This is a genomic window from Collinsella provencensis, from assembly GCF_900199705.1.
Lineage (GTDB): Bacteria > Actinomycetota > Coriobacteriia > Coriobacteriales > Coriobacteriaceae > Collinsella > Collinsella provencensis.
Genome location: NZ_LT904908.1, coordinates 1,111,485 through 1,123,823, shown reverse-complemented (window position 1 = coordinate 1,123,823; position 12,339 = coordinate 1,111,485). Strand labels below are relative to the sequence as shown.

General features: G+C 56.7%; 10 protein-coding genes and 2 pseudogenes. 9 read left to right on the top strand and 3 right to left on the bottom strand.

Features of this window, described 5'->3' with window-relative positions:
- Positions 1-354, top strand: a pseudogene (locus tag C1711_RS05075) (hypothetical protein); the annotation flags it as partial.
- 618 nt (positions 355-972) lie between these two features.
- On the opposite strand, the gene C1711_RS05070 reads toward C1711_RS05075, so the two are convergent.
- From C1711_RS05070 to C1711_RS05060, 3 genes are all read right to left on the bottom strand, one after another.
- Positions 973-2,613 (bottom strand): C45 family autoproteolytic acyltransferase/hydolase, encoded by a 1,641-nt coding sequence (locus tag C1711_RS05070; protein ID WP_102338074.1) that lies wholly within the window; start codon positions 2,611-2,613, stop codon positions 973-975.
- Positions 2,614-2,873: 260 nt separating this feature from the next.
- Positions 2,874-3,500, bottom strand: coding sequence for a helix-turn-helix transcriptional regulator (locus tag C1711_RS07735; RefSeq protein ID WP_159060055.1), 627 nt, complete (start codon positions 3,498-3,500; stop codon positions 2,874-2,876).
- Positions 3,501-4,620: 1,120 nt separating this feature from the next.
- On the bottom strand, positions 4,621-4,956 hold the full coding sequence (locus C1711_RS05060) for a helix-turn-helix domain-containing protein (protein ID WP_102338585.1): 336 nt from the start codon (positions 4,954-4,956) through the stop codon (positions 4,621-4,623).
- A gap of 186 nt (positions 4,957-5,142) precedes the next feature.
- Here C1711_RS05060 and C1711_RS05055 point away from each other — a divergent pair, with 186 nt between their 5' ends.
- The 8 genes and pseudogenes from C1711_RS05055 (at position 5,143) to C1711_RS07975 (ending at position 12,017) form a co-directional block, all read left to right on the top strand.
- The gene (locus C1711_RS05055; RefSeq protein ID WP_102338072.1) at positions 5,143-5,931 is read left to right on the top strand and encodes a hypothetical protein; all 789 of its coding nucleotides are present in this window, start codon (positions 5,143-5,145) and stop codon (positions 5,929-5,931) included.
- Between the two features lie 85 nt (positions 5,932-6,016).
- Positions 6,017-7,282, top strand: coding sequence for a leucine-rich repeat domain-containing protein (locus C1711_RS05050; RefSeq protein ID WP_102338071.1), 1,266 nt, complete (start codon positions 6,017-6,019; stop codon positions 7,280-7,282).
- Positions 7,283-7,460: 178 nt separating this feature from the next.
- The gene (locus C1711_RS05045; RefSeq protein ID WP_102338070.1) at positions 7,461-8,261 is read left to right on the top strand and encodes a hypothetical protein; all 801 of its coding nucleotides are present in this window, start codon (positions 7,461-7,463) and stop codon (positions 8,259-8,261) included.
- A 2-nt stretch (positions 8,262-8,263) separates the two neighbouring features.
- On the top strand, positions 8,264-8,944 hold the full coding sequence (locus tag C1711_RS05040; RefSeq protein ID WP_102338069.1) for a hypothetical protein: 681 nt from the start codon (positions 8,264-8,266) through the stop codon (positions 8,942-8,944).
- A 228-nt stretch (positions 8,945-9,172) separates the two neighbouring features.
- Positions 9,173-9,406 (top strand): hypothetical protein, encoded by a 234-nt coding sequence (locus tag C1711_RS05035; protein ID WP_102338068.1) that lies wholly within the window; start codon positions 9,173-9,175, stop codon positions 9,404-9,406.
- Positions 9,407-9,651: 245 nt separating this feature from the next.
- Positions 9,652-11,610: a glutamine--fructose-6-phosphate transaminase (isomerizing) gene (gene glmS, locus C1711_RS05030; protein ID WP_102338067.1), complete on the top strand. Its 1,959-nt coding sequence runs from the start codon at positions 9,652-9,654 to the stop codon at positions 11,608-11,610.
- A 9-nt stretch (positions 11,611-11,619) separates the two neighbouring features.
- A pseudogene (locus tag C1711_RS07980) lies at positions 11,620-11,847 on the top strand (HAD family hydrolase); the annotation flags it as partial.
- 59 nt (positions 11,848-11,906) lie between these two features.
- On the top strand, positions 11,907-12,017 hold the full coding sequence (locus tag C1711_RS07975; RefSeq protein WP_407641525.1) for a hypothetical protein: 111 nt from the start codon (positions 11,907-11,909) through the stop codon (positions 12,015-12,017).
- Positions 12,018-12,339: the final 322 nt, after the last annotated feature.

Genomic DNA, 12,339 nt, shown 5'->3' with positions numbered 1-12,339 from the left:
GTGCGGCCCGCGGCGTCGGCGCCCGTGTTCCCCGCACCCGCCTCGGGCGGGGTCTGGGAGCGCGGTAACTGCCAGAAGGCCGTGCGCGCGTTCTACGACGAGCTCGCCGACTCCCTCGGCATCCCGCAGCTCCGCGACGTGGCGACGCACGCGTGGAGGGCGACGCTCAACTCGGAGTGGGCGGACCTCGGAATCTCCGCCGAGCGCCGCGCCGCCTACTTCGGGCACTCAGTCGATGTGAACCGCGCCCGCTACACCGACCTCACCGACGTCTCGGAGATTGCCCGGGTTCTGCGGTCTCAGGATGTACATCAGGATGTATCTATAGCCGTGACACAGGATGATTCGCAGTGATTCGCAGTGATATTCGGATTTGGCATTTTTCCAGTTGTACACAGTGATTGACCGTGTCATCAGGTGATTTGAAATAAGAACATCTGACCCCGGAGGTCGTAGGTTCAAATCCTGCCCCCGCGACCAAGACTTTTAGCAGCTCAGAGGCATTGTTCCTCTGGGCTGTTTTCTTTTGGCTAAATAGTGCGGCGAAGAAATAGCGAAGAAAATAAGACGGAATCATGCACAAAGAAGCCTACCGGAGTGCAATAGAGTAAAACGCTGGCAAAAAAGACCGGACTAGCACGTAGAATCTTTCTCAGTGGAAAAGGCTATCAAGTGAGGGCCCTTGTGTCGGTGGGGCAAAGACCACGCGGCGAGCTAGTTGCTGCGCGGGCATTTTGGATCCCCATGCCAATCTCTGCGCCTTGGAGGTCGTTGGTTCGAATCCGGCCCTCCGCGACCAAAACTCCGGGTCAGACGCAGGAAAGCCTGGCAGCGCGAATAAACGACAAGTACCACCATGCCGAGATGATCGGCATGGTGGTACATCTTAGAAGTGATCTCGAACGTTATCTTTAGGGAGAGTTCGAGATCATCTCCGCTTTCTGTAAATGACGAGCTGAGCGTTACGCAAAATTACTGAATAATCACATTTTCAGTAGTATAAGATGCCTGTGCGTATCGCTGAGCATTGGCAAACTGTGAAGTGGCAAGGCCATACATAATCGCAGCCTGCTCCTTATCGCCTTTCGCATTGGCGCAATCAGCCATAGTTGTGTAATTGCATCCCGTGTGCACCGCCTCAGCAGCCTTATTGTAATATTCCATGGACTCGTCATCCACCGAATCGTTCTTGTACAATTCAGCTCCTGCGTTTCTCACCGCAATACGTGCATCGGTTTCTGCCTGCTTGTTAGTAGCCTGCATGCCCTCTCCAAGAATAAGCCTGCAGTAATTCGCTGTGCCGTAGGGAACATCTGAGCGGAATTTCTCGTCATGACCTCTCAAGACATACATTTCAAGATCAGTTGCATCAAAAATTGTCCTGAAAATTGTCTTGAACTCTATGTCATCTCCTTCTGGAGAGTGGAACTGATAGAAACCGCCAAAATCCCAGTTTTCCTCATTCCATTTGCCTTCGTCAAAGTAACGAATACTTCCGAGTCCGTTCGCAAGCGTAAGAGGGGTAACGCTGCCGCTCTCGTCTAGCATAACCTTTTCTAGAGTATTGGCTCTCGGAACGCTATCTGGATATGCCTCGTATGAATCATTCATCCACGATTCATCCTTGAAATGATTCGCTGCAATAAGATAGTCCGTCTCGCCGTAGTCGCCAGCCTTGCGCACTACGAATGCATTGTCTTTTTGCTCGATGAGGTATGCATTTCCATTGTTGTCGGAAACGTTGATGTTGCCTGTATGGATCCACTCGGTTTCCGTAAGCATCTTAACCGCTTCGTCTGCTGTAGCGCACTTTGTAGCTGCGTACCAATAAGCAAACAAGGTATCGAGGAAGGTGCCTTCCCTATCAATCACCTCCGCACCTTCGCTCGGCGATGCCTGAGGCCCTCCAGCATAGGTGATAATAAGGCCTTCGGAATTCATGAACGCATTTCCCTGCAATCCGCCTGATGCAATAACCGCATAGCCATCATCCGGATAAGAAATCATATCCGAGAACATTGCGGCGGGCGTTGCGCTGATTGCATCAAGATTAGCGGCTCCAAGATGATGGCCATCCTGAGTCATATCTCCCCAAGCAGATACATTCATACATGTTTTTGAGCGCTCTGGATCGTAATGCATCATGAGGTCGTAGTTGAGAACAGATGAACCCATAACTGCAACTATTGCGTCTTCCTTTGAGATTCCTGCCCCATCAGCTATCCCTGACAAGAAATCAAATACAGCCGGCTCATCCGCTTCATAATGCTTCAGAATCTTACCCATAGCTTCGTTATATGCGGCATCGTCTGCCTCTGCGTAAATTAGAGCCATAACAGATGTCCAGTTATTCTCTAACTGATCTTTCTGCTGTAACCCATACTGCCTTCCCATATCAAACCAAGAGCCATTTACATACACGACTTCCTGTGCATTCCCCGCATTGACGGTTGCATCGAACTTCCCGTCAAACTCTTTAGAAGTTGATCCGGCATTTGCCAGCGTGCTGTCTGATGCCCCACCTTGCAGATTATTTGCAGAACATCCTTGGCCTACCACCATGCTTAAACATAGGCTGGCGCAACACAATACGCAGGCAATCTTTCTTCTCATAATCTGTCACCTTCTCTTCCAGAGGTTCCGTGTTGCCGATAACTTGATGGCTAAAGCAAAGGCCCCTCGCTGCCGACAACCCAATGGCTAGATTATGTAGTTTTCCAATCCGCTTTCACATGAACTGGTCTTGATAAAAATGTTCAATCTTAGCCTATACCCTGGTTTAGCGCTTTATGAACTAGGGTTCATAAAGCGCTAAACCAGGGTATAAACAAAAGGAAGCGGGATTCATATTGATTGGCCCAACGTAATCAACGTTATGAACATCTGATTTTCTGCAGCAACTGCATCCTGTTGCTGACATCGGCCTTTTGGTAGATGTTATGCGTATGCGACTTGACCGTACCAGCCGAAATAAACAACAGTCCGGATATCTCCTGTACGCTTTTCTCTTTAAGCAAGAATCCCAGGATCTCTCGCTCTCTGAGACTAAGGCCAATAGATGTTGCATAGGCGTCTATGACTTCTTCTGAAAGCTCCCCCGTCAAGGCTTCACCGCGAATCGATTTCGCTGCAATCTTGTCAACAAAGAAATGTGCCGCAACAGCGATAAGGTATACGGCAACGATTATTTGAAAAATGTTCTCGCTAATATTACGGCTTCGAATTGCCCCACTTGCCACCAGATCCGCAACGTCACTACCGAGCCCATAATACAGTCCTGTGACGACATCTTCGAAGACAATCGCTATCCCAAGAATTCCAACCACTCTCAAGAATACACCTAACTTCAAAAATATGCTTTTCTGCGCTACCCTGCCGAAGGATTTGCTGCCGATGAAAGCTAGTACGACAACTAGAAGTTGGAATGGCAACAGGTAACAAATATACAAGAATCCCGTACGCACCCCCAGCAAGGGGAACATGACGAGCCAAATGAACAATAGCACTTCCACCGGTACCAATATCCATGCTCTTGACTTATCAATAGCCCTCCTGAACAAACAACATATCAGAAAGACGGATGCGCAATAGAGAAGCGACTTGATCACCACGGGCGCCGAAAAATAGCTATGGAGGTAATAGTAAATTGGCGAACTAGTCTCGTATCCTCGAACCATTAGCTCGATCAAGTACTGACTTAGCATAAATAGAGCGATATACAGGTATTCCCTCTTTCGATCTCCAATAAAGAGAATTAAATACAGGGTTGCGGAGATCACACAGCCAGACCTTATTAATAAACTTAAAGCAGCAGACAGTACTAGCATCAGGACCCATCCTTTATTTTGTAATACAGATACTAGCGATAACGTCCCAGTCCGGATGCGTTTCCAAGGACGGTACATTCGAGATTGCAAAAGGAGAGCGGCCGGTCAGAAACTGCATCAGGAGCGTGCCAATATTCGACAAAATAGCGACCGCTGGAATTGGGCAACACATGGCAAGCGACCTTATAGATTTTTTCACTTCAGTCATTTTAGAAGCCCCCTTACCGACAACGCTAATTCCTTTTATAGCGCGCAGTGCCCAATTTAATTCATATCATTTGTCTGCAATCCGCCTTCTGGATCTCCTTGCTCTGCTTCTAGTAAGCAAGCCTTTTCCCGCAGCCTCTTCAGCATCCTTTCAATAGCACGTCATATGATACCAGTTGCAGCGGCCACATCATTCGCTTTGAGCATCGCCGCCGTGCGGGCGATGACGGACAATGGGGTCGTCTACCACAGCGACAAACCCAGCGCACTGCTAGGTCGGAGGATATCGCCACATCTGTGCAGACCCTTTGGCCCCTGGCAGAGCGGGAAGGTTTGAATAGAGATGTTGGACTGTTTATAGGACTAAATACTGTGGAAGGCCCGGCTTTAGTCCAATCGCTGTTTGACGGCCCGCCATATTCATGACCCGGAGGTCGTAGGTTCAAATCCTGCCCCCGCGACCAAGAATTGTACGCCTGAACTGGTAAAACGGTTCAGGCGTTTTCTTTTATCTGCTGCCAAAAACGGGCGACCGTGTAGGTATCCGTGTATGTATCGGCGTATATCGGAGTTCTCTAGAAGAAGGCTATTCCCTGCGCTTTGCCATCGCGTCCCTCAAGGCCCTCAGCACCTCTATCGCCACGGGCAGTTCGTCAGCCTCAAATGAATCCAGTATCTCCCGTACTTCTGCCGAGAGCATCGATTTGTCGAGCTTCGGTTCATCGGACAACAGGGCATCCGTGCCAACGGAAAGCTCTTCGGCAATTTTTGCCAGCACGGGCAGGCTCAGCTTCGTATTTCCAGTCTCTATATGGCTCATGTGCGTGACGGAGATGCCGACCCTTCCCGCCAGCGTCTCCTGCGAGAATCCGCACGCTTTGCGATACCGCCGGATCCGTTGGCCTATCTCGAAATACCTCATGCAATCACCGCCCATATAAATCAAGTCATCTTGAATCCTATGGGCGATTCTTCTCGACTATAATAACCTCTGTAGGCTAATTTATGCCTATACAATTAAAGTTTAAGAGCAATCCGCACCTTGTTGTGACAAGCGCGCTTGCGAGCGGTTCCATGGCCGCGAAAGAGAAGGCAAAAGGAGAATGGCATGGACGAACGGGAAGATTTGCTATCGGGAATCACGACAGCCCGCGACCTGATGCACAGCGTGGTGGAGCTGCAGAACCGCATCAACCAGCTGACTACGCAGTTCGCAAAAAAGTCGGAGAAGAAGACGAAGCGGCACCCTCTGCTGTATGCGGTTCTGGGTTTCCTCATCGCGTTTACACTTATCACGAGCACACCGCTCAAGGTCGTCACATATCCCCTCACCATTCCGTTTTTCGCAATGGGCGGCATGGAGCTTCAATTGACGGTCTGGAACGTTGTGAACCTCGCCGTCTCCGCCGTCATAGGCGCAATCCTGTACAGGGTCATTGCCAGGACGGCAGACAAGAGCCGCGCACAGAGAAATACCGCCATCGAGCAGAGGAACGCGCAGATCGATGCGAGCAACCAAGCACTTGCGCAGAGCATCGAGCAGACCAAGCAGGAGATTTTCGCCGTGCAGCAACGGTGGGCGGAAGAGATCGCGCCGTGGTACCCCATGGACTACGACAACATCGAGGCCGTCGACTTCTTCTTCGCGGCGGTGCGTAACCATCGTGCGGCGACGGTGCAGGAGATGGTCAACCTCTACGAAACCGAGATGCACCAGCGCCGCATGGAGGCGGGCCAGCGGCAGATGCTCAACCAGCAGCGCATCGGCAACATGCTTCAGCTTGGAAACCTGTTCATGCAGGGGCAGGTACTCAGCCAAGCCCAGCAGGTCAACGCCAACACGGCCTCTGCAAGCGCGAACATCGATCGATTGACGCGTTCGGTAACAGGGCGATAACAGCAGCGATTGGCTCGTCGCCTCGAATGCGGGTTTAGCGCGAGTGGGCGACGAACGTCAGATAACACGGTAAGGAGAGGCAGGAATGATCCAATTTGCAAGAAAAGCACGTGGGGCTTGGCTGGCGGCGGGAATCGTCCTTGTGGCGGTATTCGCGCTCGCGGGTGTAAAGCCCGCATACGCAGCAGAGGTGGCGTCTGGAACAGGTTGGACGCTAGACGATGCGGGGACGATCACGCTTACCGCGGACGTTGCACCCGCCGGGTCGGGGCAGCCCTACGAGTGGGCGCAGTATGCGCATCAGATAAAGGAGGTTCGGGCTGCAGAAGGGGTTACGACGATCCCCAGAATGGCGTTTGCCTCCACACAGGAAACCTCCTACAGCGAGCTGCGCACGTTCGTCTCACCCTCGACGTTGAAGACGGTGGGCGGGGCGGCATTTGAAGGCACCTCCTCTTTAACGGAAGTCAGCTTGAATGACGGGCTCGAAGAGCTGCAGGTGGTCGCTTTCTCGGGAACGGGCATCCGGGAGATCAGCATCCCCGAGAACGTGAAATTCGGCTCCGATGTGTTCACCTATTGCACGAACCTGGAGCGCGCTACCATAGGCGGCGGCGCGACATGGGACGGAAACGCGCAGTTTCACGGATGCGCGAACCTCAAGACGCTGATTCTCGAAGAGGGTACGACCGCCATTCCCAACCAGTTCGTCAACGGTTGCGACAACCTCGCATACGTCTGGATTCCGCGCTCGGTAACCACTATCGACGGCGCTTCGATGGGCGCGAGCTGGGAGACGTGGGGCAGCCCCATCCTGAACGGGTGCATCATTGGCTACTCGGGAACGATCTCCGAGAAATACGTTGAGCGCTGGGACGGCAAGCACGGGTATCCCGGCAGCTATCCTTTGTCCTTCCACGCCATCGATGGCGAGCAGCACGAGGGCGCGTGGCAGACGGTGAGCGCCCCCACATGCATCGCCAGCGGCCAAGAGAAACTGGTGTGCAGCATTTGCGGCACCGAACAGGTGCGCGGGCTTGCGGCAACGGGCCATGTGTGGGATGGCGGCGCTGTGACCAAGGAGCCGACCGCACACTCCACTGGCGTAAAAACGTATACCTGCTCCGTATGCGGCGAGAAGCGCAGCGAGACGATCCCCGATTTGTCCACGAAACCGGGACAGGATGATGCAGCCGGCAGCGGAAGCGGACAGGACAGCCAGGACGCCAACAAGGGAGAGCTGCCTCAAACGGGAGACGGCGCCCTCTCGGCGCTGGTGCCGCTCGCGCTCTCGGCTCTTCTCTTCGTGGTAGGCCCAGCAATCTCAGCCACGAAAGAGCAGCGCAGCTAAAAGCAAACAGATAAGACAGGGAAGCTCTGCGCCCTCGATATGCCGGGGGCGCACCGAGCAATTTAGCAGGGCGCACCGAGAATCAAACGGAGGGGCTATGCGGTTTTATGCTAGCGCCCCCTCGCGGACGGAGGTTGCGCCGGACTGTCGAAGGATCATGACAAGGAGGAATGCAGACATGAAAAGGAAGATGACGGTTGTCGTGGGGGCGCTCGCCGCTGCGGCCCTCGCGGTGTCCCTCGCCGGCTGCTCCGGTGGGGAGGATGTGAAAAAGGCGGAGGAGCCCGTCTCCGCTTCGCAGGCGTTCAACGCGAAGGGGGTGTGGTTCCGCTCGTCGGACACGCCCGAGAAGGACGAGAAGGTGTCCGAGGTGTTCGTGTTCGACGGGGCGGGCAACGTCACCGTGTATAAGACCGACCTCACCTACGGGGACCTGAACGGCAAGTCCGAAGACGAGATCGTCGACATCGCCAAGCAACAGGACGAGGAGGTCTTCAACGCCACCCGCGATAGCAGGATAGACGAACTCAACGCCGAGATCGCGAACCGCACGAGGGACAACGCCGACCCTCAAGAGGGCTTGGACATGCTAGAGGAGCAGAAGGAGCGCTACGCGGACGACCCCGAAGCCCTTGCGGCTATTCAAGCAGAGGGCGAGGAGCTTCAAGCGGAGGTTAACGAGAACGATGAGGCGATTCAGAGGATGAAGGACGAAATCGCCGAGTTGGAGGCGGGCTACACCGCTCCCGAGGCGCAGCCCTTCACGCTTCACGTGGAGACCGACGGCACGGGCAACAACGCCGAGAGCGAGGACCTCGGATACGGGACCGAGTCCATCGAGCTCACGACGCAGAGCATGGGGTGGACGGTCTACGACTTCCACTTCCTCGGCTATGATGGTCTGTACACCATCGTCGAGCAGGGGCATCACGGGTTCATCCTCGATACGCCCGGAACCGAAGGAGTGGAGGTCGATTAGGGATGGAGCGGCTGAGAGGATGGCTCGCCTCCCATAGGGTACAAGCGGCCGCCGCGGCGGCCGCGGCGATCATCCTCGCACTGTGCCTAGGGGCCTTCTTCGTCGGCGGGTCTTTCCCGGACGGAAAGGCAGACGCCGCGGGTTCCGATGCCTCCGTCGCCGTCTCCGGTGGGGACGGCGCCGATGAAAGAGGGGGAAGCGCTTCTGCCGACGGCAAAGAAGGCGGCCCGCCCGCCGAGGCTTCCGAGGGCGAATCCTCCTCAACCGATTCCAAATCCGGAAGTAAGGGTCCCTCCAGCCCAAACTCAGGAAATTCCAATTCTGGAAACTCTGGAAGCTCTGGCGGTTCCGACAAGCCGAGCAAACCTGCTCACCAGCATTCGTGGAAACAGCACACCGCACAGAAGTGGGTGTCCAACATGGTGACGGTTCCCGACTACGAAACCCAAAAGGTACCTGTTGGAACTCGCTACATCTTCGCCTATGACGGTTACTCCACTACAAGTGCGGCTGACGCTGAAAACCACAGTGTGGAACTCATCCTCGCAGGTCTCCCAGACAACCACCGTCTGGAAACCATCTACGAGGAAAAACAGGTTCAGGTCGGTTCCCATCAGGAAGACCACGGTCACTACGAGACCTATGTCGACTACGAATACTGCGACTGCGGTGCAACCCGCTAATCGCAACCGTCCATACCACGGCTATGTCAGACCCCTCACGGGGAACGACATGGCCGTATTTTTTTTCAATTCTCCGCCACAGGCGGTACGGCGGATGCCCGCCGGACAACCTCGCCCCGAACGTCAGTGCAGCCCCTGTCGCGCATGATCCCCATTGCCCCCGCGGCTTCCGCAAAGCCTCGAAGATGCCTCCGGCATCGGGAGAATGCGCGAAGGGAGGTGCTGTTCATGAGAGAAGAGAAGATAAACGAGCACAGCATCGAAGAGGAGATGGAGTGGCGGATACGGGTGCTCAGGCGAACCGCGAGGACGTGTGCCGCGGAGGCGAAGAGGCTGGAGCGAGAAAAAGACGCCATGCGCGACAGCGAGCTCCAGCTCGTCATCCCCTCCCAGCAGGACTGGCTCATGGACGTGGGCGGCTTCTGTGAGATGGTCGAGGAGAGGCAGCGGGCGCTCGACTAGGCCGGGACAATAAGGACGTTGAGGCGACGGGCAAGCGACTGGGGTTTTGCCGATATTGGTTGTCGCCATCATTTTCGGGGCAAACCTAGGCGAGGGAGTCGTCCTTGCCTCGATTCTTGGGTTTCTGCACTGGTATTTAATGTGTGTTACCAGATGGCAACCTCCACGTGTCCGTGCTTTTTTACAATAAAGCGGATGTGTTGAAACCTCGCCGCGCTGCTGCGGCATCACGATAGGAGGTCGCTATGTGCGGCATCGTCGGTTATACGGGAACGCATTCGGTTGCGGAGATTTTGACTGAGGGGCTGGCGCGCCTTGAGTACCGCGGGTACGACTCCTCGGGTGTGGCGCTGGAGCACGCGAACGGATCTGGCTTGGACGTGGTACGCCGCGTTGGCAAGGTTTCCGAGCTTGTTGACGAACTGCAGAACAAGAGGCTTCTGGGCGCGGCCGCCGGTACGGGCGAGGGCGCGGCCGCCGCTGGGGACGCCAAGGCTGCCACCTGTTCGACCTGCGGCATCGGTCACACCCGCTGGGCAACGCACGGCCGCCCCACGGAGGAGAACGCGCATCCCCATACCAGCTGCGACGGTCGTATCGCCATCGTCCACAACGGCATCATTGAGAACTTCGCTGAGCTGCGTGAGGAGCTCGAGGGCCGTGGCCACGTCTTCAAGAGTGATACCGACACGGAAGTGATCGCGCACCTCGTCGAAGAGGCGTATCTCGGCCGCTGCGCCAACGATGCCGCCGCAACCGATGCCGAAGCGCCCGCCCGCGCTGCCGGCACGCACGATCTCGTTGCCGCCCTGCGACTTGCTTGCGAGCGCGTGACGGGCGCCTACGGCATCGCCGCCGTCTGCGAGGACGAGCCGGGCGTGATCGCGGTGGCCCGCAAGGATTCGCCCATCGTGGTCGGCACCTGCGAACGCGGCAGCTACGTGGCCTCGGACGCCATCGCCATCATGGACGCCACGCGCGACGTGGTGGTGCTCGAGGACGGTCAGTTCGCCCGCCTTACGCCGGAGGGCATCGAGTTCACGGATGCTTCGGGCGCGGTCATCCAGCCCGAAATGACGCACATCGACTGGGACATGGATGCCGCGGAGAAGAGCGGCTACCCGGACTTCATGCTCAAGGAGATCTACGAGCAGCCGCGCGTGGTGCGCGACACCCTGACTGGTCGTTTGGCCGGCGGCGCACTTGCCATCGACGAACTCGGCCTTACGCTCGAAGAGCTCAACCTCATCGACCGCGTGTACGTGATCGCCTGCGGCACGAGTTACCATGCGGGCCTCATCGCCAAGAACCTGGTCGAGGCCTGGGCGCGCATCCCCTGCGAGGTCGAGGCCGCAAGTGAGTTCCGCTATCGCGACCCCATCATCACGCCGTCCACGCTCGTGGTTGCCGTGAGCCAGTCCGGCGAGACGGCCGACACCCTGGCCGCCATCCGCGACGCGCGCATCAAGGGCGCCAAGGTCTTCGGCATCACCAATGTGGTGGGCAGCCCCGTGGCGCGCGAGTCCGACGGCGTCATCTACACCAAGGCCAACAAAGAGATCGCCGTCGCCTCCACCAAGAGCTTTATCGGCCAGGTGGTCTCGCTCACGCTGCTTGCCATGCTGCTCGCCCAGGTCAAGGGTCGTCTGCGCCAGGCCCAGGTGCGCTTGCTGTTCCGCGAGCTCGGCGACACGGCCGAGCAGATCCAGCGCATCTTCGACACGCAGGAGCCTGCAATCCATGAGGCCGCTCTTGCCTGCGAGCACGCCTCGTCCGCGTTGTTCGTCGGTCGCGGCATGGGTGCCGCCATCAGCTACGAAGGCGCGCTCAAGCTCAAGGAGATCAGCTACCTGCACGCCGAGGCATACGCGGCGGGCGAGATGAAGCACGGTCCCATCGCCCTCATCACGCCCGGGTTTCCGGTGATTGCGGTTGCCACCAAGAGCCCCACGTACGACAAACTCGTCTCCAACCTCAAGGAGTGCGAGGCCCGTGGCGCCACCATCATCGCCATTGCGACGGAGGGCGACGAGGATATCCGTGCGATTGCGGACCACGTGATCTACGTGCCGCCCGTGCGCGACGCGATGAGCCCCATCACGGCGACGGTACCGTTGCAGCTGCTGGCGCGCGAGGTCGCCCTGCTGCGCGGCTGCGATGTGGATCGTCCGCGCAACCTGGCCAAGAGCGTCACGGTGGAGTAAGCACAAAGGATGAATTCAGCCGCCTGCAACCCGGGCGGCTGTTTATTGGCGCATTATGAGCGGGGAACACCATGCAAAAGTGATGGCCTTAGACAAGCCTGTCGATCCAACACGTCGATAAAGGAGCACATCATGATCAAGATGGTTTTTTCCGATTTGGATGGCACGTTTCTCACACCCGAGAAGACCATATCAGACAAGAACAGTCGCATGTTGGGCGCCTTGCACGAGCGCGGCATCCTCGCCGCCCTGCAGTCCCATGAGTTCGAGCCAGGCGCCCGGATGCTGGCGTTGCCATGGCGAATGCCCTCAGCGAATGCAAACGGGCGGCGGACCATGTGTGCGCTGGCAATGCCGAATCGGGTGTTGGTCGGTATATTCTGAACGCGCTGGGAGTGACGGAGTAGCCGGGAGTCGCAGCGCAGAAGAGGACGCGCCGGGGGCGGCCGAGCAACTGTGCTGCGGAACAGAGGGGCGGCGAAATAGTAGAGCGGCGTTACGCAGTTGTTACAGCTTTGCTACGTGGCCCCATGCGCAAGGGCGTCCGTCCCGTGCGGCGTAGAATGCGTGCAAACCAAGCGAGGCCGGCTCCGACCGGCCTCTTCTTCTATGGGCTTGGCTTATACGAGTGGTATGTGCGAGACGACTGCAAAACGCGCCATCGAGCGCTGTGTCCGCGAGACGAGCAGACGAAGGCGCTGGTTGGACTTCTGCTTTGCCTCCGAATCG